Source organism: Aminobacter sp. BA135 (assembly GCF_050859125.1).
GTDB lineage: Bacteria > Pseudomonadota > Alphaproteobacteria > Rhizobiales > Rhizobiaceae > Aminobacter > Aminobacter ciceronei.
Genome location: NZ_CP139572.1, coordinates 3,021,038 through 3,045,079 on the forward strand (window position 1 = coordinate 3,021,038; position 24,042 = coordinate 3,045,079).

The window sequence follows — 24,042 nt, forward strand, 5'->3', positions numbered from 1 at the left end:
CCCTTTCTCGTGTTTTGTCCAACTCGGTTGCGGAGCAGCCCTACTTCAGGCGGCCGGCCGCATGCGCCAGCATGGTGTAGACCTTGCCGGTATCCGAGGTCAGGTAGGTCTTGGTCATGATGCTGTCGCGGTCGTTGCGCGAGACGTCCTTCAGCAGCTTCTCGAAGTCGTCGCAATAGCGGTCGACGGCCGAGCGGAACTCGCCATCCGACTGATACTTACGGCGGATCTCGTCGAAGGTCTGCTGACCCTTGAGCGTGTAGAGGCGGCGGGTGAAGACGTCGCGCTCGCCGCGGCGATAGCGGTCCCAAAGCTCGATCGAGGCGTCGTGGTCGATGGCGCGGGCGATGTCGACCGACAGCGAGTTGAGCGACTCGACGACGTGCAGCGGCGAACGCTGGGCAGGCACGGCGCGTGGTTCTGCCTGGGCGGCGCCACGGGTCAGCTGCTCTTCGCGTGAAGCACCGGTCAACAGATCGCGGACCCAACCGCCCTGCTGCTGGCCGCCACGGCTGGCGGCCGGTTCACGTGCCGGCTGCTGCTGCGGGGCAGGAGTGGCCGGGCGCTCGATGTCGAGCGTGCCGCGCAGACCGGCGCCACCAAGCGGCACCTGGGGTGCCGGCGTTTCGCGACGCTGCTCGGGCTGCGGCGCGGGGCGACGCGGCGCCGGCTGCTGCGCAGGGCGCAGCGAGGCATCGGAAACATCGACGTTGCGGCCGGACTTGGCGACGATCGCCGACAGTTCCTTGAGCGCGTTGATCTGCTCGGAAACCGCGCGGCGGATGGCCGTCGTCGATTCCTTGGCTTCCTCAGGCATGTCGAGCACGCCCTTCTTGAGCTCGGCGCGGGTGCTTTCGAGCTCGGTCTTGATCGAGCCTGCGGTGCGGCGCATGTCCTCGGTGGCGTCGGCGAAACGCTTGGTCGCTGTCTCGACGACGTCGGAGATCGCCGCACGGATCTTGTCCGCCGACTCCATCGTCTTGCCTTCGGCGTTCTCCAGCGTCTGGCCCACCAGGCGCTCGAACGACTGCATGACGCGCTCGAGGTCTTCCGACTTCTTGACCAGGCCAACCGCCAGGTCCTCCAGCGACGACTGGCGCTCGAGCGTGTGTTCGAGGTTGCTCTGTGCCGAGGACAACAGGTTGGACGCGCTCGACAGCAGGCGGCTGTGCTCATCGAACTTGGTGGCAATGGATGCCACCTCACGCAATGTGCTGGACGACAGGTCGGTCAGGCGATTGGTGTTCGAGTCGACGAGGCGGGCGGCGCTCGAGAATGTCTGAGCGGCCTTTTCGGTGGTGTTGGCGAAGTTCGAGGTGCTGCTGGTCAGGCGCTCGTCGACATTGGCGAGGTTTGCCGTCGCCTGGTCGATGAGGTTGCCCAACTGCGCGCTCGACGTCGTCATGCGGCCGATCAGGTCGGCGACGCTTTCGGCGAGCGTCGAACGTGCACCCTCGACAGCCGACAGCGTCTCGGCCGTGCGTTTGGCGAGCGCGTCGACAAGTGCTGCGTTTTCCGAGCGCAGCTTTTCGGTGGCACGTGCGGTGGCTTCTTCCATCGAGCGGTGAAGCTCGCTGCCGCTTTCGGCGAAGCGGTCGACCAGCGGGCGCGCCGTCTCGTCGAGAATCTTGGCGATCTCGTTCGAGCGTTCGGTCAGCATCGCGTTGAGTTCACGCGTGTTGGTGCCGATGGTGCGCGCGGCTTCGTTGGTGCTCTGGCCGATATGCTGGCCGACGGCGGTGAAGGTCTCGGCGATGACGTTGGCACGGGCGACGAGCTGTGCCTCGGCCTGGGTGACCTGTTCGTTGAGCTTCTGGCCCATCGATTCCGCGCCATAGGCGAGGCGGTTCTCGGCGCTCGACAGATGTTCGCCGATACGGGCTGCGACGCTTTCGGCGCCGGCAGCCAGGCGCTCATCGACATTGGCAAGCGTCTCTTCGATGGCGCGGGCGCGGGCATCGAGATCGGCCGAGGTGCGATGGGCGCGGGCAACGACGCGCTGTTCGGTTTCGTTGAAGGCGCTGGCGATCAGTGCCGCATGCTCGCCGATGCCCGAAGTGCTCTCGGTGACGCGGGCGGCAAGCTGGCGTCCTGCCTCGTCGAAGGCCTGGCCGATTTCCGATGCGCGGCCGAGCAAGGCCTCCGACGTCTGGTCGACGCGTGCAGCGATGCGGCTGTCGGCTTCGTCGAAGGCGCGGCTGATCTCGGCAGCGCGGCCGAGCAAAGCCTCCGACGTTTGGTCGACGCGTGCCGCGATGCGGCCGTCGGCTTCGTCGAAGGCGCGGCTGATCTCGGCAGCGCGGCCGAGCAAAGCCTCCGACGTTTGGTCGACGCGTGCCGCGATGCGGCCGTCGGCTTCCTCGAAGGTCCGGCTGATTTCGGCGGCGCGCCCAAGCAGCGATTCTGCCGTACGGTCGACGCGGGCGGCGATGCGGCCGTCGGCTTCTTCGAAGGTACGGCCGATTTCGGCGGCACGGCCGGCAAGCGTGTCGGCGGTCTGGGCCGCACGCGCCGCGAGCCTTTCGTCGGCCTCCTCGAAGTTGCGCACGATTTCGCCGGCACGGCTGCCGAGCGTCGCCGAGCTGTCGGCGACCCGAGCGGCGATACGTTCGTCGGCTGCATCGAAGATGCGGCTGAGTTCGCCGGCGCGGCTGCCGAGCGAATCTGCACCTTCCGCGATGCGGGCGGCCAGCTTCTCGTCGGCAGTGTCGAAGATGCGGCCGAGCTCGGAGGCGCGGGCGGCAAGCGCGTCAGCGGATTCGCCGATGCGCATGCCGAGGCGTTCGTCCGCGGTGTCGAAGTTGCGCAGGATGTCGCCGGCACGAGCCGACAGGGCATCCGCGGTTTCGATGGCGCGGGCGATCAGCGAGCGGTCGGCCGCGTCGAAGGTGCTGGCGATCTCGCCTGCCTTGGCCGACAGCGTGTCGGCAGTCTCTTCGGCACGCGCCAGCAGCGCGTTCGACGTTTCGTCGGCGCGAGCGGCAAGGCGACGGTCGGCGTCGTCGAAGGCACGGGCGATGTCTTCGGCCCGCGCGAGCAGGGCGCTCGATGTCTGCTCGGCACGCTCGGCAATGACGCGGTCGGCGTCACTGAAGGCCTTGCCTGCCTCTTCGTTGAGAGCTGCGGTCACTTCCATGACCTTTTCGCGCAGGGCGCCGGCAACGAAGACGGCGCTCTTTTCGAGCACGCCGCGGACATTGTCGACACCCAGCGACAGGGCGCGTTCCATGGTGGAGGTGCGCTCTTCGATGACGCCGGTCTGGCGGCGGAAGCTCTCTTCGATCTTCTCGATATCGCCGGCAATCGCGTCGGAGATGTCGACGCGGCGTGCCGCGATCTGGTCGATGTGACCTGATATGGCGAGGTCGATGTCACGGCGGGCATCGCCGAGCTTGCCGAGATCCTCGTCCAACGCACGGGCCATGGTATCGCGGCCTTCGGCGAGCTTGCCGACGTGGCCGGCGACAAGGCTGTCGATGGTGGCGCGGCTGTCGTTCAGCATGGCGAGATCGGCTTCGAGCGCCTTGGTCAGCGTGTCGCGGCCGGCGGCCAGCTTGTCGACCTGGCCGAGCATCATGCCGTCGATCTTGGCGAGGTCGGCCTCCAGCGCGCGGCGCAGGATGTCGCGGCCTTCTGCCAGCTTCTCAACCTGGCCGGCAACGAGGCCGTCGATGCCCGAGCGGCTTTCGGCCAGCTTGGCGAGGTCGTCTTCGAGCGCCATGGACAAGGTGCTGCGTTCGGCAACCAGGCGTTCGGCGTGGCTTGAAACAAGACCCTTGACGCTGTCGAGGTCGGCTTCGAGCGACCGGGTCAGCATGGCGCGGTCTTCGGCGAGCTTCTCCGACTGGGATGCAACGGTGTTTCGGATGGCATTGAGGTCGGCTTCGAGGGCGCGCTTGAGAATATCGCGGCCCTCGGCCAGCTTCTCGACCTGGCCGGCAACGAGACCGTCTATGCCCGAGCGGCTTTCGGCCAGCTTGGCGAGATCATCTTCCAGTGCTTTGGACAAGGTGCCGCGCTCGGCGACCAGGCGCTCGGCATGGCTCGACACCAGGCCCTTGACGCTGTCGAGGTCGGCCTCGAGCGAACGCGACAGCATGGCGCGGTCCTCGGCAAGCTTTTCCGATTGCGAGGTGATCGTGCTTTGGATCGCGTTGAGATCGGATTCGAGTGCGCGCTTGAGGATGTCGCGGCCTTCGGCCAGTTTCTCGACCTGTCCGGCGACCAGGCCGTCGATGCCCGAGCGGCTTTCGGCCAGCTTGGCGAGGTCGTCTTCCAAGGCCTTGGACAGGGTGCTGCGCTCGGCGACCAGACGCTCGGCATGGCTCGATACGAGACCCTTGACGTTGTCGAGGTCGGTTTCCAGCGCGCGCTTGAGGATGTCGCGGCCTTCGGCCAGCTTCTCGACCTGTCCGGCGACCAGGCCGTCGATGCTGGCGCGGCTGTCGGCCAGCTTGGCGAGGTCGGTTTCCAGCGTCTTGGAGAGCAGGGTGCGCTCGCCGGCAAGCTTTTCGGCATGGCCTTCAATCAGGCCGTGGACGTTGGCGATGTCGGTTTCCAGGCTGCGCGACAGCTCGGCGCGGTCGGACGCGATCTTGGAAGAATGGCCGTCGACGAGCGCCTTGATGCCGGCGAGGTCGGTTTCGAGGGCGTTGGCCAGGATGGCGCGGCCCTCGGCGATTTTCTCGACCTGACCGGCGACGAGGCCGTCGATGCTGGCGCGGCTGTCGGCGAGCTTGCCGAGGTCGGCTTCGAGCGCACGTGACAGAATATTGCGGCCTTCGGCCAGCTTGCCGACGTGGCCAGCGACCATTTCATCAATATTCGTACGGGCTTGAACGAGTTTCTCGGAGTCTTCGACGAGCGCCTGGGCGAGCTGTTCGCGGCCCTGGGCAAGCTGGCGGAACTGACCGGTGAGCGTGTCGTCGATGGCCTGGCGCGACTGCTCCAGCTTACGCATGTCGTCGTCGAGGGCGCGGGTGATCAGGCTGCGGCCTTCGGCAAGCTTTTGCACCTGGAAGCCGACGGCGGCCTCGATGCTGGCGCGGCCCTCGGCGAACTTGCTGAGGTCGTCGCGAAGTGCTGCGGCCATGCGGTCGCGTGCCTCGGAGAGCTTGGTGGTGTGGTCTTCCACGGCCTGCTCGATGCCGACGCGGGCTTCGGAGAGGCGCTGGATGTCGCCGTCGAAGGCGCGCGAGACCTGATGGCGGGCTGCCTCCATGCGGCCGGCGAAATCGCTGGCGCGGGCTTCGAGCATGGTCGAGGTCGAGGTGATGATGTCGGCGAGGTCGGTGCCGATCTGGGTCTTGCCCTGGTCGATCATCGCCGACAGCGAGTCTCGGCCCTCGACGAAGGTGGTGGCGATTTCGCGTGCACGCTCGACCAGCGTCTCGTTGATCTGGCGGGCGCGGGCTTCGAGTGCCGCGTTGAGCTTGGCAGTGCCGGTGTCGAGCGCTTCGGCGCGGGTCTGGAATTCGCCGATCAGCGCCTGGCCGCGTTCAGCCAGCGTGCGTTCGATGCCATGCAGGCTTGCCTCGAACTCGGAGTTGATCGTCTTGGCAGCGCCGCCGAGCAGCGAGACCATGCCCGAGGTGCGGTTGTCGAGTAGGTCGGTCAGCGAACGGGTCACCTCGTCGGTGCTCTGCGTCAGCTTGGCGATGCGGGTGTCGAGCAGGCTGGCGAAGGCTTCGCCTGAGGTCGACAGGCGGTCGCTCAGCGAATCCATGCGGTTGTCGATCGCCTCGAACAGGCCCATGCCGCCTTCGTTGATACGGTCGATGAGCGTGTCACCGGAATTGGTGATCGTCATCGACAGCTTGGTCGAGGCATTCAGGATGCTGTCACGGATGATGTCGCTGGCCGAGCCGAGTTCGTCGCGCAGCGTCTCATGGGCGCCGGAGATCGAGGCGCGGACGCGCTCCGCATGGGAGACGACGGCCTCGCGCTCGCTGCCGAGACCATCGACGAGCGAACGGATGCGGGCGGCGTTCTCGGAATAGGAGCGCTCGATCTGGTTGACTTCGGTGTGGACGAGCGTTTCGAGCTCGACGGCACGCGCCAGCGTGCGTTCGATGCCTTCGCCCATGGCCGCCACCTCGCGGCGCACGGCCTGGCCGACCATCATGACGCGGTCCTGTGCCATGTTTTCCGGCTCGGCGAGGCGGAAGGCGACTTCGGTCATCGACTGCGCGGCAATGCGCATTTCCTGGGCGCGGCGGATCATCGCGGCAAAAGCCCAGAACAGCGCGATCGGCACGATGGTGGCGACGAGCAGCATCAGCAGGCCGGGACGTGCCAGCGCGTCGTCGAACGAGCGGATGGTCCAGATGCTGGGCGAGACGATGCGATCGGCCAGCGCCACGGCACCGGCAACCCATGCGACCGAAACCAGACCGACCATCCAATAGATGGTGCTCGATGCGCGGCGGTTGAGGCTGTGCAGGAGCGACTTGTAATCCTTGGCGCGATCGTCGTTCGCGGGCTTGAAGCCTTCGGGCTGCAGCGGGCGGGTTTCGACGGGGCGCAACTGGGTCGGCGGCTCGGCTGCGCGTGCCACGGGGGCGGGCTCGGCCTTCGGCGCAGCAGCCTTCTGCTTGCGGCCTTCACGTGCCAATTCTTCAGCTGCCTGCGAAATCTGTGCTTCGAGATCGTCCATCGACGCGGCCATGTCGAGGCCGCCTTCGTCGCCGCTCAGGTCGAGGTCGAGCGCCTGCTCGAGCTCCTTGGCCACGTCGAGATCGAGGTTCTTTGTCGGAGTGGATTTCTTCGCCATGCCTTCGCTACCCTGTACTAAAGACGCGGATTTGCTGGACTTTTTGTCCTATTTTTGTCCGCGGCCGAGGCTCAATATGGACTGCCCGTATCGTAGTGACACAATCGGGTAAAGAAAACATGCATTCGCCCCGATACGTAAAAGTTTAAATATAAGGTTAACACTGCAGTGATTATTGGCCCCAATGCCTTGGGCTTCCGGGCTTTGTCAGGTTAACGGGTTATCCACACGGACGCCCTAGCTTACCAACCCAAGGGCGAGTGGCGGGGCACGGGTTGAATGGTAACGCGCGAGACGGCTTCGATGGCTTTCGGCATGCCGGGAGGCGAATCCTCGTCATCGGTACATGGCCGGCCCATCGACCTTGAACACCTGTCCCGGCAGACGATCGGCGACCGGGACGTCGAGCGTGAGGTGCTCGATATGTTCGTTCACCAGGCGCTTTCGGTTCGCGATGCGATCGTCAAGGCGGATCTCGCCGAGAGGCTCATGTTGTGCCATGCCCTGAAGGGTTCGGCGCGCGGCGTCGGGGCATTTCCCATCGCAGATTGCGTTGCGGCGATCGAAGCGGATCCGGACAATGCGACTTTGATCGCGCGTCTTACCCGGCTGATCGACGAGGCGCGCGACTTCATCGCCTCGTTCAGCCGCTGACATTTGGCGATGCCTGAGTGGGGGCGTGCAATGGCCGCAGTAACAATTATGCGCTGCGCATTGTAAATCCGACAGCCGGCGGCGCTATCGCACGACAGTTGACACACACCGCGGAGTGATTATCTGCCGTGTGACCTATTTCGGGAACGAGCATGACCAAGCTGACTTACATCGCCCATGATGGCACGCGTTTCGAAGTCGAGGCCGAGAACGGCTCGACCGTGATGGAAAATGCGATCCGCAATGCCGTGCCGGGCATCGAGGCGGAATGTGGCGGCGCTTGCGCCTGTGCGACCTGCCATGTCTATGTCGATGACGCATGGACGGCGATCGTCGGCGAGCCCGAGGCAATGGAAGAAGACATGCTCGACTTCGCCTACGAGGTCCGGCCGTCGTCGCGCCTGTCCTGCCAGATCAAGGTTCGCGACGAACTCGACGGCCTGGTCGTCTCCATTCCCGAGCGGCAGGGCTGACGTTCCCAACTTGGCCTTGCTTGGCATGACAGCTGTTGTCATGCACATTCCCGAAATGCGTGCGTCAGCGGCGAGGTGGCCTTGAGCGACATCACCACAACCGACGTCCTGATCATCGGAGCCGGGCCGATCGGCCTGTTTGCGGTGTTCGAGCTCGGTCTCTTCGACATGCGCTGCCACCTTATCGACATTCTCGACCGCCCCGGCGGGCAATGCGCCGAGCTTTATCCGGAAAAGCCGATCTACGACATTCCCGGCTATCCGGTGATCGGCGCCCAGGAGCTGGTCGACAAGCTTCTGGAACAGATCGCGCCATTCAAGCCCGGTTTCACCTTCAACCGGATGGTGACTGCGCTGGAGCGGCTCGAGAATGGCAGCTTCCGCGTTACGACCGACGAGAATGAGGTCTTCGACGCCAAGGTCGTGGTGATTGCCGCCGGCGGCGGCTCGTTCCAGCCCAAGCGCCCGCCGATCCCTGGCATCGAGGCTTATGAGCAGGCCAGCGTCCGCTATGCGGTTCGGCGCATCGAGGATTTCCGCGATCAGGAGGTGGTCGTCGTTGGCGGCGGGGATTCCGCGCTCGACTGGACGCTCAACCTGCAGCCGGTGGCCAGACACGTCACGCTGGTCCATCGGCGTCCGGAATTCCGTGCCGCGCCCGACAATGTCGGCAAGATGCATGCGCTGCGCGATGCGGGCGCCATCGACCTTGTGATCGGCCAGGTTTCAGGCCTGTCAGGCGAGGACGGCATATTGCGCTCCGTCACCGTCAAGGGAGCGGATGCCGATACCGAGGTTGCCTGCACGCGGCTGCTGCCGTTCTTCGGCCTGACCATGAAGTTGGGGCCGGTGGCAGAATGGGGCCTCCATCTTCACGAGAACCAGATCCCGGTCGACACCGAAAAATTCGAAACGTCGGAGCCGGGAATCTTCGCCATCGGCGACATCAACTGGTACCCGGGCAAGCTCAAGCTGATCCTGTCGGGCTTTCATGAAGCCGCGCTGATGACGCAGGCTGCCAAACACATCATCAGCCCCAAAGAACGCGTCGTGTTTCAATACACGACGTCGTCGACGAGCCTGCACAAGAAGCTCGGCGTTCCTGACTGATTTTGCAGAGGCCTGGCGCTCAGTTCTTGAGCTTGCCGGCGTCGATGCGCTCCAGCCGGTAGCGCAGCAGCCTGACAATCCGGCTTTCGAAATTGATGCCTTCGATGCGGTCGAATTCCTCCTGTGCCCGGTCATGAGCATTGAGGATGCGGTTGCTCGTCGCCTTTGCCTTGGTGGCGGCGATGTCGCAGCTCTTCTGCTTGCCGATCGCCTTCAGCGCCTGTTCCAGTTCACGGGCGTGGTTCTTGGCAATGACGACGTGGCTTTCCTCGTGGCGCTTGATGTCGGAAGACAGCGTGTTCCAGATCAGCTTGACGTCCTGGGCCGCCTTGCCGTTCTGGCGCCAGCGCGGCAGGATCACCTTGGCCTTGACGGTGACCTGGGCCGAGACGATGGCGCAGCCGCCCTTGACCTCGGCGTAGCCGATGCGGCTGGTGAATTCCATCTGGGTGGCGCCCGGGTGCCTGCCGCCGGTGCTCTTGACCTCGGGCCCGCGCGTCATCAGCTGCTGCTCGATCTCGTCGAGCGTTTTGCCGGTGATGGTGAAATAGCTGTAGGATTTGGACACAGTTGCCGCCTGAACGGGTAGGCAAATGCCTCCAGCGAGTAGGGCGGCCAGGAAGAGTTGCTTCATTAGTTGCCTCTTGGCCTACCTTGCGTTAGGGGCGATGGCGGCGCAACGGAAATCGGATCGTGCCGCTGATGTGACCGTGCAGCGAGTTGAAGCTGCAAGCGTTGATATTTCGTGACGTGGTCTGTGCTCTGGAATTGTTTTGTGGCGACGGCATGACCGGCAAACGATGGCAACTGGCGCATGGGCGCCAACTCGACCTCGGCGACAGGGCGCTTGTGATGGGCATCCTCAACGTCACGCCCGACAGTTTTTCCGACGGCGGCGCGTTCGATGCGCCCGAGCGCGCGCTCGAACAGGCGCGCCGCATGGTTGCCGAAGGGGCCGTGATCATAGATGTCGGCGGTGAATCCACCCGCCCGGGCGCAGCCCCTGTTTCTTCAGCCGAAGAGCAGGATCGCGTGCTGCCGATCATCGCCGCACTCGCCCGATCTGGCGATACACTGATCTCCGTCGACACCTACCGCGAGGAGACGGCGCGGCTCGCCGTGGCCGCCGGCGCGCACATCGTCAACGATGTCTGGGGCGCCCAGCGCGAGCCAGGTATTGCCCGGGTCGCCGCCGACACCGGGGCAGGGCTGGTGCTCATGCATACCGGACGCGAGCGCGACAAGCTGCCCGACGTGATCGACGACCAGTTGCTGTTCCTGCGCCGTTCGCTGGAGATCGCCTGGGAGGCCGGTGTCCAGGACGCTCAGATCGTGCTCGATCCGGGCTTCGGCTTCGCCAAGGATGCGGACGAAAATCTCGACCTGATGGCGCGTTTTTCGGAGCTGAAAGGGCTCGGTTATCCGCTGCTCGCCGGCACCTCGCGCAAGCGCTTCGTCGGCCATGTCACCGGGCGCGAAGCAGCCGACCGTGACGCGGGGACGGCGGCGACGAGCGTCATACTCCGCCTGCAGGGCGCGGATATATTTCGCGTCCATGATGTCGCAATCAACGTGGACGCGCTGGCATTCGCAGATGCTATGCTGGCGCGACAGACCAACCTGCCGGGACGCTGACCCAGATGTACCTTATCCGTATGAAAAACTGCGCCTTCTTCGCCCGGCACGGCCTGTTCGACGAAGAAGAGGCACTTGGCCAGCGCTTCTACGTCGATGCCGAGCTGACGGTCGATCCGTCGCGTCCGCTGGAGGACGATTCGATGGACAGCACCGTTGACTACGGCGTTGCCTTCCAGGTCATCGAAAAGATCATCACCGGCCAGCGGCGCTTCCTGATCGAGGCGCTGGCGCAGGAGTGCGGTCGCGCGCTCGCAGCGCGTTTCCCCCAGATCAAGCGTGCCGAAATTACGGTCCGCAAGCCGAATGCGCCCGTGCCCGGCGTCCTCGATTACGTAGAGGTGACCGTTGTCTGGCCAGGTTGAGGAGCGCGGCTTTCTCAGCCTCGGCGGCAACCTGGGCGACCCTGCGAAGTCGATGGCGTCGGCGCTGCACATGCTCGACGGTTCCGGCGGCACGCGCGTTGTGGAAGTCTCGTCTCTGCACCGCACGCCGCCTTGGGGCAAGGTCGATCAGCCCGATTTCCTGAACGTCACCGCGGAAGTCGCTACCACGCTCGCGCCGCTCGAACTGCTGGAGCTCTGCCTGGAGCTCGAGCGGCGGCTGAAGCGCGTGCGCATCGAGCGCTGGGGCCCGCGCCTCATCGACATCGACGTGCTCCTGCTGGGCAACAGCAATGTCAGCGATGTCGGACTTGAGATACCGCATCCGCGCATGCTCGACCGTGCGTTCGTCATGGTCCCGCTGGCTGAAATCGCGCCGAATCTCGTTCTGGCCGGCAAGTCGGCGGCCGAATGGGCCGCCGGGCTCGACAGCGAAGGCATCGAGAGGCTCGACACCGGCCGCAACTGGTGGCGCGATCTCGGCGAATAGTCAGTGAGACTAGAGACCCAAGGCCGTGGCGATCTTCGGCGCGGCCTGGGACCAATCGTCCTCGATGACGATTCCGTCTGGCAGCGGCGGCAGAAATGCACGCATTTCACGGTAGGACATCAGATTGAACAGATGCGCGTCGGCGACGGCGTCGCGCACCGAGACCAGATTGTGCGGAATGTCGTCGACGAAGGCGACCGGGCGGCTGGTTTCGCCCCGCAACAGCCGCAGCGCGGGGCCCTTGGCCCTTTCAGTGGTCAGAAGCGGGTAGGGGAAACCCAACGCATCGAGATGCCGGCGCCTGATGGTGCGGTGGCGATGCGGCATCGCGGTCAACAGCACCACTTCCGCGCCTGCCGCGAGCCCCGCCACCGCATCGGCCGCGCCAAGTGCCGCCGTCTGCCATTCGCTCTGAGCATGAAAGAAACCGTCGAGCTGCGCCGAAACCGCTTCCTGGTCCAGCGGCATCTGTGTCTTCACGTTGATGATGTTGCCGGTTAGCTTGAACGACCTGGCCGAGAAGGCCAGCCCCTGTGCATCGAGGAAGCGCATGAAGGGCACCATGAATTCGAGCAGCACCTCGTCGACGTCGAGCACCAGCAACGGCCTGGTGTCGCGGGCCAGTTCGGCGATCTGCCGTGCCGTTTCGGGATCTTCGCTCATGCGGACCGCTCGTGATCGTCATTGCCAAGGGGAAGGGCACGCAGGGCGCTGCCTATTTCGCCCGGGGCGATGCCCACTTCCTGCGAGAAGCGCAGCAGTGTCGGCTCATGGGCGAGAATGAAGTTCAGGACGCCGGCCAGGAAGCCGGGCTCCTGCGCAGCTCGGCGGATCTGGTGCGCCTCGATGCCTGATATGGCCAAGAAGCGCGGCAGGAGTTCCGCGTCGGAGGCGACGAAGCCAAGTGCCTGGACTGCCAGCGCTTCGGCGCTTTCCTGCGATTGCTGGTTCTTCTGCATCTGGTGTTCGCCCCGATCGACCTCTGTCGGAAGTAACCGCAAGCAGCCATCGCGGCAACCGCTAAAGCGGTCGCGCAACCATCCGTGATTTGGCTTCGGTGTTTTACGTTTCGTAATGTTCTTGAGTTACGGTCGGATTCGGGGTTGGTGTGCGCATCCGGCGCGCAACAGGATTGCCGCGGGCCTGTGGCGAGCAATCGGGACGGAATTTCTATGGTCAAGAAGGTGATGATCGTCGAGGACAACGAGCTCAATATGAAGCTCTTTCGCGACCTCATCGAGGCAAGCGGCTACGAGACCGTGCGCACGCGCAACGGGCTCGAAGCGCTCGATCTTGCCCGGAAGCATCGGCCGGACCTCATCCTGATGGATATCCAACTGCCCGAGGTCTCGGGCCTCGAGGTCACCAAATGGCTGAAGGAGGATGACGACCTCCACACCATCCCCGTCATTGCCGTCACCGCTTTCGCCATGAAGGGCGACGAGGAGCGGATCAGGCAGGGCGGTTGCGAAGCCTACATTTCCAAGCCGATCTCGGTGCCGCGCTTTATCGAGACGATCAAATCCTATCTGGGCGATGCCTGATGTGCTCGCCGGCTCGCTCGAGGGACTAGCATGACAGCGCGCATCCTCGTCGTTGACGACATACCGGCCAATGTGAAGCTGCTCGAAGTCCGGCTTCTCGCCGAGTATTTCGAGGTGCTGACCGCCTTCAATGGACCTGATGCCATCGCCGCCTGCGAGGACGGCAAGGTCGATGTCGTGCTGCTCGACGTGATGATGCCCGGCATGGACGGTTTCGAGGTATGCCGCCGCCTGAAGGCCGATCCGGCAACCGCCCACATTCCCGTCGTCATGGTCACTGCGCTCGACCACGTCACCGACCGCGTGCGCGGCCTTGACGTCGGCGCCGACGATTTCCTGACCAAGCCAGTCAACGACCTGCAACTGATCACCCGCGTCAAGAGTCTCGTCCGTCTCAAGGTGCTGACCGACGAGCTCAGGCTGCGCGCCTCGACCACCCACAGCATCGGCATGGACGAGCTTCTGGCCCGATCCGACCTGGTCCGGGGGGAACTGCCGAAGGTCCTGCTCATCGATGAGCAAACGTCTTCCGCTGCTCATATCTGCGCGCTGCTGGATGGCGCCGCCGACGTGCAGTTGGCCGCCGATCCGCAGTCGGGGCTCTTCAACGCGGCCGAAGGTGCCTATGAGTGCATCATCGTGTCGTCAGGGTTTTCCGCGTTCGATCCGCTCAGACTGTGCTCGCAGCTCAGGTCGCTCGACCGCACGCGCTCGCTGCCGATCGTGCTGCTGGTCAACAAGGAAGAGGATGACCTTACCGTTCGCGGACTCGAACTCGGCATCAACGACTATCTCGTGCGGCCGCTGGACAGGCAGGAGCTGATCGCGCGCCTGCGCACCCAGGTGCGGCGCAAGCGCTACAATGACGAGCTCAGGCAAAGCGTCAGCCAGACCATCGAGATGGCGGTGACGGATGGCCTGACCGGTCTGCATAACCGCCGCTACCTCGACAGCCACCTGCCGCGGCTGGTCGAACGTGCGGCTGCCCGTCGTCGACCGCTGTCGCTGATGATCACGGACCTCGACCGCTTCAAGCGCATCAACGACACGTTTGGTCATGACGGCGGCGACGAGGTCCTGCGTGAATTTGCACGACGCGTGAAGAAGAGCGTGCGCGGCATTGATCTCGCTTGCCGATTCGGCGGCGAGGAATTCGTCATCGTGATGCCGGATACGGAAGGCGCGCTGGCCGAGATCGTTGCCGAACGCATCCGCTCCGAAATCGCCAGGACGCCGTTCAAGGTCGGCGGAACCGAGCAGGGCGTGTCGGTGACGGTCAGCGTCGGCGTCTCGGCGCTGGTCATGGAAGGTGACACAGTTGCCGGGCTGATGAAGCGCGCGGATCTGGCGCTTTACGACGCCAAGACACGTGGTCGCAATCGCGTGGTGGCGAGAGCGGCCTAAGCCGCAGAACGGCTTCACGGTCGAGCGCGTTAAGCTCAATCGTTTACCTTAACCCGAGCGATTCGCGAGCCGTGGTTAAGAAAGTGTTGATTTTCAAGCGATCTTGCGCGACTGTGAGATCGAGAAGAAGGACGGGCGCCGGCACGAGGAGCACAGGCCGGATAGCCCTATCGATACCCCATGATGCTCAGGTCCGCCGCATCTCCTGGGTCCGTGGGGTCGGCCGGCCGGCACTGGCACATAGTGGCCTCCTCGTACCGCTGCCAGACGCCGACCGGCCCCCTATTTCGAAATCATCCCGTTTTGACTGAGTATGGGGCAGGCGACTTTCCGCGTGCCCTTCGATGCGTTGGCGCAAGCCGTCGTGCGCTAGAGCGTTTCATTTTTTGAGAGAATCGTAGGATTCCCAAAGATTGGCGTTTGTGATTCAAGATGCTGGCTGGATGGAGGCCAGCATCTGATGACGCGAGCCCTTTCGAACGATCTTCGTGAGCGTGTTGTCGAAGCGGTTTGCGCCGGCGAGAACTGCCGTGCGGTGGCGTCGCGCTTCGGCGTTGCCGTTTCCTCGGTTGTGAAGTGGTCGCAGCGTTACCGTGCCACCGGGTCGGTTGCGCCGGGCAAGATGGGCGGACACCGCAAGCGGATTTTGGAGCCGCATCGTGCCTTCATCGTGGAGCGGATCAACCAGACCTCTGAACTGACGCTGCATCGGCTGAAGGACGAGTTGGCCGCACGCGGGGTGATGGTCTCGCACAATGCGGTCTGGATGTTCTTGAGGCGCGAGGGCCTGAGCTTCAAAAAAAACACTGCTCGCTCTTGAGCAGGGCCGAGCCGATATTGCTCGCAGGCGTCGGCGATGGCGGTCTTGGCAGGCCAGCCTGGATCCGCGGTGCCTGGTCTTCATCGATGAGACCTGGATCAAGACCAATATGGCTCCACTTCGGGGCTGGGGGCCAAGGGGCAAGCGCCTGCGCGGCTTGGCCCCGCACGGCCATTGGCGAACCCTGACCTTCCTGGGGGCATTGCGTTGGGACCGGCTTGCGGCACCTTGTGTCTTTGACGGACCAATCAACGGCCAGTGCTTCCGCGCCTATGTCGAGCAGCAACTCGTTGGCGTGCTGAAACCCGGCGATATCGTCATCATGGACAATCTGGGAAGTCACAAATCGGTCGCCATCAGGCAGATGATCAAGGCCGCTGGCGCCAGGCTTTGGTACCTGCCGCCCTACTCACCCGACCTCAATCCGATCGAGCAGGCCTTCGCCAAGATCAAACACTGGATGCGCCAAGCCCAGAAGCGCACCGTCGAAGAAACGTGGCGGCACGTCGGTCAACTCGTTGCGACCATCGAACCCGGCGAATGCGAGAACTATTTCGCAAACGCCGGATACGCTTCCGTCAAAACGTGAAAGGCTCTAGACAGTCCTGAAAACAAAAACGCCGCCCGATGGGCGGCGTTTTGGAATTCCTGGAGGCAACCAGATTACTTGATCTTGGTTTCCTTGAATTCGACGTGCTTCTTCGCAACCGGGTCGTACTTGCGGAACGACAGCTTTTCCGTCTTCGTGCGGCTGTTCTTGCTCGTCACGTAGAAGAAACCGGTGTCGGCGGTCGACAGAAGCTTGATCTTGATGTTTGCAGCCTTGGCCATGATTCTCGTCCGTTAATCGTCTGGAGTTGCACCCGCCTCAGGACGGGAAAACAACCCGGACGCGGAAAACCTGCGGGACACATAAAGAACGCGCCCGGAAAGTCAAGCCTTGGAGCGCTATCGGCTCGCTTTCGCGGCAATTCGGCCCAGTCCGATGGCGATGTAGCCGCCGAAGAACACCGCCAGCGCCCAGCCGAATCCGTTCGGGCCGAAGACGTCCATGAAGATGCCGATCACCTGCGGCCCAAGGATCATGCCGAGGCCGTAGCAGAAGATGAAGGCGGCGTTCGCCGAGGCCAAGTCGCGGCCTGATAGCTGTGCGCCGAGATGCGCGAGGCCGACTGTGTAGAGTGCCGCCACCACGCCGCCCCACACAAACAGCATCCCCGCCATCAGGTGCCAGTTGACCGTCAACAACGGCATCGCCAGCGTTCCGCCCAGACCGACGAGGGCGCAGATGAGCAGCAGGATGCGGCGATCGCCGATGCGGTCGCTCAGCATGCCGATCGGAATCTGCAGCAGGAAATTGCCGAGCCCGATCATGGTCAGCAGCATCGCTGCCTCGCCCTCGCTGTAGCCGATGCGCTGGCCGTAGATCGGGAACAGCGCGAAGCCGCCTGTTTCCACCGCACCGAAGACGAGAACGGCGGCGGTCGCTGTCGGCACGATCCAGATGTAGCGGAAGAAGCCACCCTTGCCGCCTTCGGAGACGATCCTGGGGCTTTCGCTGCGCGCCAGCAAGACGGGAATCGCGGCTATCATGACGAAGGCGAAGGTCAGGCCGAACGGCAGGAAGCCGCTGCTGCCGATCTGCGAGAACAGCCATGGGCCGGCGGCGAAGCCGAGCGAAAGCACTGTGGCATAGATGCCGAGCACCAGGCCGCGCCGATGTGGCGGAGCACAGGTGCTGATCCAGAATTCCGACAGGATGAACAGCACCGTCAGCGCGAAATGCAGCACGGCCCGCAACGGAAACCACATCCAGAAGGACTGGGCGAAATAGAAGCCGACGAAGGCCACGGCGCCGGCGAGAATCATCGCCAGCATCGTCCAGACGACGCCGAAGCGCATGGCGATCGGCGTCGCCAGCGGGGCGGCGGCAATCGAGGCGATGCCGGCGACCGCCGTGTTGAGGCCGATCATCGAGGAGGAATAGCCGCGCGATTCGAGAATCACGCTCAACAGCGGTATGCCCAGCCCAATGGCGATGCCGACGACGCTGATCGAGGCAATGGCCGCTGAAATCGCGCGCCAGTGCACGCGTTCGACGTTTTCAGCCTCCTGAACGGTATCGGTCATGCAAAGCCCTACAGGATGTCGCGGCGGAAGTGTTGGGCGAGCATGCGGTAGAATGGCACCTCGCCACCCGGCTGGAGTCCGGGATCGACAGCTAGCCGCTGCCTCAGGTCGCCAAGCACCGACTGGGTGATCGCCGGAATGTCGGCCTGCATGGCATCTGCCAAGGGCAACCAGATCAGTTCCTCGAGCTCGTTTGTCGGTCCGCCCTGAGGCAACTCGACCGCGACGTCGCTGCGCCAGGCGGAGAGGAAGCGTGTGTCGAAACGCCTGACACGGCCGGGAGGGGTCACCGCGCGCGCGATGAAGCGCAGGCAGCCGAGCGCAGGCGCGACGCCATGCTCGGCAAAGCCTTGCCAGTCGGCCTTGGTGGTCGAGAACGGGCCGCGCCGGCCGATCAGAAGCCCTGCTTCTTCGTAGGTTTCGCGAACAGCCGAAAGCGCAATCGCCCGGGCGCGCGCGACGCTGACCCGGCCGGTGCCGGCGCGCAGCTTGTCCTGCTCGTCGGGATGGAGCTCTTCGGCCACCTTGATGCGGCTATCTGCCGGGTCGGTGCGGCCACCGGGAAAGACGAACTTTCCGGGCATGAAGGCATGCTTCATGTGGCGCCGGCCCATCAGCACCAGCACGTCGTCGCCCTTGCGGTCGAGCAGGATCAACGTCGCCGCGTCGCGCGGACGCAAGGGGGCTGGTCCTTTGGCCATTTCCCGGGCTTCGAGCCTGTCGAGGTCTGCTTTGCTAATGCCATCCATCGCGGCTGTCCTAACGGAATGTCGGGTTGGACGGAAGCACTTGCTTGCTCTTGGGCATTGCGCCAGCGCGGGTTCAGGCCTCGGGATGCGTTTCGATCACGTCTTCTTCGCCGCCGAAGCCGTGCATGTAGAGCGCCCATTGCATGCCGACCACGGCGCCCTTCATCGGGCGCAGCAGCGCGAGCGCGGAAACGATGGTCAGCGGTACCCAGATCAGCAGATGCTGCCATAGGGCCAGCTTGCTGGTCGCCTCGACGCCCATGAAGGCGCCGACGACGATGTGGCCGACGATGACAACCACGAGATAGGCGGGCAGGTCGTCGGCGCGATGATGGAAAATCTCCTCGTGGCAGACGTCGCATCTGTCGACAGTCTTGACGAACGACGCAAACAGCCGGCCCTGGCCGCAGTTCGGGCACTTGCAGAGCAGGCCCCGCTTGATTGCTTGCCAGACCGGCCGAGGTTCACGCGCAACCTTGTGGTGGTTGCCGCCGAATACCTGCTCTTCCATCGTCATCTCCTGCCGCGAGGTCCTCGCCGTGGCTGGGAGGCGCGGGCACGTGTTCGTTGCCCCTTGGTCTTGTGGAAGGACCGCTTGGAACCGGGCAGGGGCTTCGGTTCGGTCAGCATCTCGAAGCGCATGGCACCCGCCAGCGGCGCGATCTCGACCAGCTTGACCTCGACGCGATCGGCGAGCTGATAGCCCTTGCCGGAGCGTTCGCCGAACAGGGCGCGGGCGGCTTCGTCGAAATGGTAATAGTCGTCCCCAAGGGATGACACGGGGATGAAACCATCCGCGCCATATTGCGGCAATTGGACAAATAGTCCCGCCTTGACGACACCGGAGATGCGCGCCTCGAATGTCTCGTCGACGCGTTCGGCTAGGAAACCCGCGACCAGCCTGTCGACGGTCTCACGCTCTGCCGCCATTGCGCGGCGTTCGGTCTGCGAGATCAGGCCGGCGATCTCTTCCAACCGCGCTTCCTCCTGCGGTGTCAGCCCGCCGGCGCCCAGGCCGAGTGACCCAATCAGCGCGCGATGGACGATGAGGTCGGCATAACGGCGGATTGGCGAGGTGAAATGTGCGTAGCGGCGCAGATTGAGGCCGAAATGACCGATATTGTCGGGATTGTACTCAGCCTGGCTCTGCGAACGCAGCACCACCTCGTTGACGAGCTGCTCATTGTCGCCGCCGCGCACCTGCTCGAGGATCCCGTTGAACTGGCTTGGACGCATCGCGGCCCCACGCGCCAGTGACAGGCCGATCGTCTGCAGGAATTCGCGCAGCGATTCCTGCTTGGCAAGCGAGGGGCCATCATGGATGCGGTAGACGAGCTTCTGCTTTTTGTTTTCCAGCGTCTCGGCCGCGGCGACGTTGGCCTGGATCATGAACTCTTCGATCAGCTTGTGGGCATCGAGGCGATCGGGAACGATGACGCGATCTACCGTGCCGTCAGGCTTGAGCAGGATCTTGCGTTCCGGCAGGTCGAGTTCGAGCGGCTGGCGGCTGTCGCGGCCGCGCTTGAGCACGTCATAGGCGGCCCAGAGCGGCTTGAGGATGCTTTCCAGGATCGGCCCGGTCTTGTCATCAGGCAAACCGTCGATTGCGGCCTGGGCCTGTGGATAGGCGAGGCGGGCCGATGACCGCATCATGATGCGGTGGAAGGCGTGCCTGATCTTGCGGCCCTCGGCCGAAAACGTCATGCGCACGGCCAGCGCCGGGCGGTCGACACCTTCGCGCAGCGAGCACAGATCGTTGGAGATGCGCTCGGGCAGCATCGGCACGACGCGGTCGGGGAAGTAGACCGAGTTGCCGCGCTTCAGTGCCTCGTTGTCGAGCGCCGTGCCCGGACGAACATAGGCTGCCACGTCGGCGATAGCGACGGTGACGATGAAGCCGCCGGGGTTCTTCTCGTCGCTGTCGGCGACGGCATAGACGGCGTCGTCGTGATCCTTGGCGTCGGCGGGGTCGATGGTGACCAACGGCAGCTCGCGCCAGTCCTCGCGCTTGCCGTCTAGCGTCGCCGGTTTCACGGCCTCGGCTTCGGCGATCACGTCCGCGGGGAAAATGTGGGGAATGTCGTGGGCATGGATGGCGATCATCGAGACCGCCTTCTCATTGGTCAACGAACCCAGGACCGAGACCACCTTGGCGCGCGGCAGGCCGTAACGGCTGGCCCGTTCCGGCACCACTTCGACCAGATCGCCGTCCTTGGCGCCGTTGTGGTGGTCCTTGTCGATCACCAGCTCGGGCTGGCGGCGTTCAACCGGCTCGATGCGGAAGCTGCCGTCCTTGAGGATGCGGAAAATGCCGAGCGCCGTGTCGGCGCGCTTCTCGAACATCTTCATCACGCGGGCGGTGTAGGCCGGCTCGTTGTCGTCGATATGATCCTCGACGGGGAAGGTCTTGGCCAGCACGCGGTCGCCGACGCCGGGCAAAGGTCCATTGCCGCTGCGCGAGAGCTTGATGGCAACGATCGGGCCGTCAGGCTGTTCGGAGGCACGGGCCAAAAGCGTGCCTTCGGCGTCGCGGCCAAAAATGTCGAGCACGGCGACATGCGGCAGCGCGCCGGCGCGGGTCAGGCGCTTGCGGCTCTTTTCCAGCAGGCCTTCGTCCTGCAACTCGCGCAGCAGGTGCTTCAGCCAGATGCGGTCGTCGTTCTTGAGCGCAAAGGCCTTGGCGATGTCGCGCTTGCCGCTGCGGTCAGGATTCTCGGCGATGTAGCGCAGAATCTCGTCCCGCGACGGCCGGTAGACGTCCTTGCCACGGACCTCGTCGCTTGCGGCGCGTCTGGTGCCGGCATTTCGTCCGGAAATCTTTCGCGCCACGGTCGCCTAGTCCTTCTTCTTGGCCTTGCTGGCGGCCGCTTTCTTGGTTGTGCTGGCCGCCGGCTTCTTGGCGGCTCGGGCAGGCTTCTTGGCGCCACCGCCTTTCGCCTCTTTTTCGGCGATCAGCGCGAGTGCCGTTTCCATCGTAACCGTGGCCGGATCGGTGTTCTTCGGCAAGGTAGCGTTGACCTTGCCGAAATTGACATAGGCGCCGTACTTGCCGTCGCGTACGGTGACGTTGCCGCCTCCGGCGGGGTGTTCGCCGAGATCCTTCAACGCCGCCGGCGTACCGCCGCCGCGTCCGCCCTTGCCCTTGGCCTGCTTTTCGGCAAGCACCGTGACCGCGCGGTTGAGGCCGATCGAGAACACGTCCTCGATGCTTTCGAGATTGGCATAAGCACCGTCATGCAGCACGAACGGGCCGTAGCGGCCAAGCCCGGCCGAGATCATCTTACCCGTCTCGGGGTGCTGGCCGACATCGCGTGGCAGTGCCAGCAAGGCGAGCGCCTTTTCGTGATCGATGGACGCAGCCGCCCAGCCCTTGGGCAGGCTGGAGCGTTTGGCGTCCTTACCGTCGCCACGCTGGATGTAGGGGCCGAAGCGGCCGCTGCGCAGCGTGATCTCTTCATTGGTGTAGGGATCGCTGCCCAGAACCTTGGTGCCGTCTTCGAGGCCGCCATTGTCGCCGTTGCCGCCGGGGCCGTCGAGCTGGCGGGTGAAGCCACATTCGGGATAGTTGGAGCAGCCGACGAAGGCGCCGTACTTGCCGAGCTTGAGCGACAGGTTGCCGGTGCCGCATTTCGGGCAGATACGCGGGTTCGATCCGTCTTCGCGTTCCGGGAAGACCAGTGGCGCGAGTTCCTCGTTCAGCGCGTCGAGCACGTTGGTGACGCGCAGTTCCTTGATCTCGTCGACCGCACCCGAGAAGTCCTTCCAGAAATCGGCCAACACGTCGCGCCAGGCGAGCTTGCCGTCCGAGACTTCATCGAGCTTTTCCTCGAGCGAGGCGGTGAAATCGTACTCGACATAGTGCCGGAAGAAACTCTCCATGAAGGCCGTGACCAGCCGGCCCTTTGCCTGGGGCACGAGCTTGCGGTTCTCGATTTTCACATAGTCGCGGTCCTCAAGCGTCTTGAGCGTGGCGACATAGGTCGAGGGCCGGCCGATGCCGAGCTCTTCCATCTTCTTGATGAAGCTGGCTTCGGAGTAACGGGGCGGCGGCTCAGTGGTGTGATGGCTGGCGTCGACGCTCTCGCGCTTCAGCGTTTCGTCGGCGCGGATCTCGGGCAGGCGACGGCTTTCCTCGTCGTCCGAATCCTCGTCCTTCTGCTCGGTATAAGCGGCGATGAAGCCGTCGAAACGGGTGACCGAACCGACGGCGCGCAGGCCGGCGATTCTTGACCCGTTGCGCGCCTCGATCTCGACCGTGGTGCGCTCGATCTCGGCCGGCTGCATCTGGCTGGCAATGGCGCGCTTCCAGATCATCTCATAGAGCCGGGCCTGGTCGGCATCGAGGAATTTGCGCATCTCGGCCGGCGTGCGATTGAAGTCGGTCGGCCGAATGGCTTCGTGCGCTTCCTGGGCGTTCTTGGCCTTGGTGGTGTACTGGCGCGCCTTTTCGGGCAGGTACTTTGCGCCGAATTCCTTGGCGATGGCATTGCGTGCGGCTTCGATCGCCTCCGGCGCCATCTGGACACCGTCGGTACGCATATAGGTGATCAGGCCGGCGGTCTCGCCACCGATCTCCATGCCTTCATAGAGGCGCTGGGCGACCTGCATGGTGCGGCTTGCCGAGAAGCCGAGGCGCGACGACGCAGCCTGCTGCAAGGTCGAGGTGGTGAAGGGCGCGCTTGGGTTGCGTCGGGTCGGCTTGGCCTCGACCGACAGTGTCTTGAAGCTCGCGCCATCGAGCATCGCCTTGATGTCATCGGCCATGGCCTGCGACGAAATGTCGAGCTTCTGCAGCTTCTTGCCGTCGAAGGCGGTCAGCCTGGCTTCAAAGTTTTCGGCACGCGGCGTGCCGAGGATGGCGGCGATCTGCCAGTATTCCTCACGCACGAAACGTTCGATCTCGGCTTCGCGGTCACAGACGAAGCGCAAGGCCACCGACTGCACGCGGCCAGCCGAACGGGCGCCGGGCAGTTTGCGCCACAGCACAGGCGACAGGGTGAAGCCGACAAGATAGTCGAGCGCGCGGCGCGCCAGATAGGCATCGACCAGCGGCGGGTCGATCTCGCGCGGATTGGAGATGGCTTCGAGCACTGCCTGCTTGGTGATCGAGTTGAAGGCGACGCGCTTGATCGTCTTGTCCTTCAGCACGCGCTTCTGCTTCAGCACCTCGAGTACGTGCCAGGCGATGGCTTCACCTTCGCGATCCGGATCGGTTGCGAGGATCAGGCCGTCGGCTTCCTTGACCGCCTTGGCGATATCGCTGAGCCGCTTGGCCGATGCGGTGTCGACCGACCAGGACATGGCAAAATCGTCTTCCGGCTTCACCGAGCCGTCCTTGGCCGGCAAATCGCGGACATGGCCGAACGAGGCGAGAACCTTGTAGTTCCGGCCCAGGTACTTGTTGATGCTTTTCACCTTGTTCGGTGACTCGACGACAACGACGTCCATATGTGGCTGATTTTCCAGTGAAGCGCCCAAACAACGGCAAACGGCGCGTGGCGAAGATTTTCAATTCGCTCGTCACATGGCCGCGCTTTTCGGTCCGGTCAAGGGGAACGGGGCAAAAACGACGGTGAAGAACCGGATTGCAATCCTGAGTATATTAATTCGCCCTATTGCAATCCTTGATAGATTTGCTGCATGTCCACCATCGCCGGTTGAGCCGGCTATTGGCGTTGAAATCGGCCTTGGTCACGCGACTCACGCGGGGCGGCAGAGGGCCCACTTCCGGACAAGCAGGCGCCTGCGCGTAGGCGGGCCAAAACTCTTGATTCCATACTGTCGATGCCCGGCCAACTCGGCATCCTGGTCGACGCCTCGCGGCATACCCGCTTGTCTGATCGATATGGCCTATGTCGGAAGCCGCCGGTGTCTCCCC

General features: G+C 64.0%; 19 protein-coding genes. 9 read left to right on the forward strand and 10 right to left on the reverse strand.

Going from position 1 to position 24,042, the window contains the following annotated elements; translation table 11 throughout:
* Positions 1 to 40: 40 nt before the first annotated feature.
* Positions 41 to 6,772, reverse strand: coding sequence for a kinesin (locus tag SLT36_RS14685; RefSeq protein ID WP_432283315.1), 6,732 nt, complete (start codon positions 6,770 to 6,772; stop codon positions 41 to 43).
* 279 nt (positions 6,773 to 7,051) lie between these two features.
* Between SLT36_RS14685 and SLT36_RS14690 the strand changes: the two genes are divergently transcribed.
* The 3 genes from SLT36_RS14690 to SLT36_RS14700 all read left to right on the forward strand — a co-directional run bounded on the left by SLT36_RS14690 (position 7,052) and on the right by SLT36_RS14700 (position 9,009).
* Positions 7,052 to 7,426 carry an Hpt domain-containing protein gene (locus tag SLT36_RS14690; protein WP_432283316.1) on the forward strand — a complete coding sequence of 125 codons (375 nt, stop codon included), beginning with the start codon at positions 7,052 to 7,054 and terminating at the stop codon, positions 7,424 to 7,426.
* Positions 7,427 to 7,578: 152 nt separating this feature from the next.
* The gene (locus tag SLT36_RS14695; RefSeq protein ID WP_067962523.1) at positions 7,579 to 7,899 is read left to right on the forward strand and encodes a 2Fe-2S iron-sulfur cluster-binding protein; all 321 of its coding nucleotides are present in this window, start codon (positions 7,579 to 7,581) and stop codon (positions 7,897 to 7,899) included.
* A gap of 81 nt (positions 7,900 to 7,980) precedes the next feature.
* A complete protein-coding gene (locus SLT36_RS14700; RefSeq protein WP_432283317.1) occupies positions 7,981 to 9,009 on the forward strand; it encodes an NAD(P)/FAD-dependent oxidoreductase in 1,029 nt (342 codons plus the stop codon).
* Between the two features lie 19 nt (positions 9,010 to 9,028).
* Here SLT36_RS14700 and SLT36_RS14705 read toward each other — a convergent pair whose 3' ends face one another.
* Positions 9,029 to 9,643 carry a DUF922 domain-containing Zn-dependent protease gene (locus tag SLT36_RS14705; RefSeq protein WP_115731819.1) on the reverse strand — a complete coding sequence of 205 codons (615 nt, stop codon included), beginning with the start codon at positions 9,641 to 9,643 and terminating at the stop codon, positions 9,029 to 9,031.
* A gap of 152 nt (positions 9,644 to 9,795) precedes the next feature.
* Between SLT36_RS14705 and folP the strand changes: the two genes are divergently transcribed.
* From folP to folK, 3 genes are read left to right on the forward strand one after another with little or no spacing between them, the layout of a single operon-like run.
* The gene (gene folP / locus SLT36_RS14710; RefSeq protein ID WP_432283318.1) at positions 9,796 to 10,644 is read left to right on the forward strand and encodes a dihydropteroate synthase; all 849 of its coding nucleotides are present in this window, start codon (positions 9,796 to 9,798) and stop codon (positions 10,642 to 10,644) included.
* Between the two features lie 5 nt (positions 10,645 to 10,649).
* Positions 10,650 to 11,009, forward strand: coding sequence for a dihydroneopterin aldolase (gene folB, locus SLT36_RS14715; RefSeq protein WP_154386061.1), 360 nt, complete (start codon positions 10,650 to 10,652; stop codon positions 11,007 to 11,009).
* Positions 10,993 to 11,517, forward strand: a complete 525-nt coding sequence (folK, locus tag SLT36_RS14720; protein WP_432283319.1) for a 2-amino-4-hydroxy-6-hydroxymethyldihydropteridine diphosphokinase — start codon at positions 10,993 to 10,995, stop codon at positions 11,515 to 11,517. The genes folB and folK overlap by 17 nt, the downstream gene beginning before the upstream one ends.
* 9 nt (positions 11,518 to 11,526) lie before the next feature.
* Here folK and SLT36_RS14725 read toward each other — a convergent pair whose 3' ends face one another.
* Together SLT36_RS14725 and SLT36_RS14730 are read right to left on the reverse strand one after the other, a co-directional pair.
* The gene (locus tag SLT36_RS14725) at positions 11,527 to 12,180 is read right to left on the reverse strand and encodes a hypothetical protein (protein ID WP_432283320.1); all 654 of its coding nucleotides are present in this window, start codon (positions 12,178 to 12,180) and stop codon (positions 11,527 to 11,529) included.
* The gene (locus SLT36_RS14730) at positions 12,177 to 12,476 is read right to left on the reverse strand and encodes a DUF3572 domain-containing protein (protein WP_154386058.1); all 300 of its coding nucleotides are present in this window, start codon (positions 12,474 to 12,476) and stop codon (positions 12,177 to 12,179) included. Before SLT36_RS14730 ends, SLT36_RS14725 begins: the two co-directional genes overlap by 4 nt.
* Positions 12,477 to 12,689: 213 nt before the next feature.
* Between SLT36_RS14730 and SLT36_RS14735 the strand changes: the two genes are divergently transcribed.
* The 3 genes from SLT36_RS14735 (at position 12,690) to SLT36_RS14745 (ending at position 15,874) form a co-directional block, all read left to right on the forward strand.
* Positions 12,690 to 13,061, forward strand: a complete 372-nt coding sequence (locus SLT36_RS14735) for a response regulator (RefSeq protein ID WP_067962504.1) — start codon at positions 12,690 to 12,692, stop codon at positions 13,059 to 13,061.
* 30 nt (positions 13,062 to 13,091) lie between these two features.
* Complete coding sequence (locus SLT36_RS14740; protein WP_154386057.1) at positions 13,092 to 14,465, forward strand: PleD family two-component system response regulator; 1,374 nt, start codon at positions 13,092 to 13,094, stop codon at positions 14,463 to 14,465.
* 460 nt (positions 14,466 to 14,925) lie between these two features.
* A protein-coding gene (locus SLT36_RS14745; RefSeq protein WP_432283321.1) for an IS630 family transposase occupies positions 14,926 to 15,874 on the forward strand; the annotation gives its coding sequence in 2 pieces (ribosomal slippage) (positions 14,926 to 15,261 and positions 15,263 to 15,874; 948 coding nt in all).
* Between the two features lie 74 nt (positions 15,875 to 15,948).
* Here the strand turns inward: SLT36_RS14745 and rpmG are convergent.
* The 6 genes from rpmG to topA form a co-directional block, all read right to left on the reverse strand.
* Positions 15,949 to 16,116, reverse strand: a complete 168-nt coding sequence (gene rpmG / locus SLT36_RS14750) for a 50S ribosomal protein L33 (protein WP_019173400.1) — start codon at positions 16,114 to 16,116, stop codon at positions 15,949 to 15,951.
* A 117-nt stretch (positions 16,117 to 16,233) separates the two neighbouring features.
* Positions 16,234 to 17,376 carry an MFS transporter gene (locus SLT36_RS14755; protein WP_432288348.1) on the reverse strand — a complete coding sequence of 381 codons (1,143 nt, stop codon included), beginning with the start codon at positions 17,374 to 17,376 and terminating at the stop codon, positions 16,234 to 16,236.
* Between the two features lie 47 nt (positions 17,377 to 17,423).
* Positions 17,424 to 18,164 (reverse strand): NUDIX hydrolase, encoded by a 741-nt coding sequence (locus SLT36_RS14760; protein ID WP_067962500.1) that lies wholly within the window; start codon positions 18,162 to 18,164, stop codon positions 17,424 to 17,426.
* A gap of 73 nt (positions 18,165 to 18,237) precedes the next feature.
* Entirely contained in the window at positions 18,238 to 18,675 is a 438-nt protein-coding gene (locus SLT36_RS14765) for a DUF983 domain-containing protein (RefSeq protein WP_432283322.1), read from the reverse strand.
* A gap of 2 nt (positions 18,676 to 18,677) precedes the next feature.
* Entirely contained in the window at positions 18,678 to 20,993 is a 2,316-nt protein-coding gene (gene rnr, locus SLT36_RS14770) for a ribonuclease R (protein WP_432283323.1), read from the reverse strand.
* Between the two features lie 6 nt (positions 20,994 to 20,999).
* Positions 21,000 to 23,612: a type I DNA topoisomerase gene (topA, locus tag SLT36_RS14775; RefSeq protein ID WP_432283324.1), complete on the reverse strand. Its 2,613-nt coding sequence runs from the start codon at positions 23,610 to 23,612 to the stop codon at positions 21,000 to 21,002.
* Positions 23,613 to 24,042: the final 430 nt, after the last annotated feature.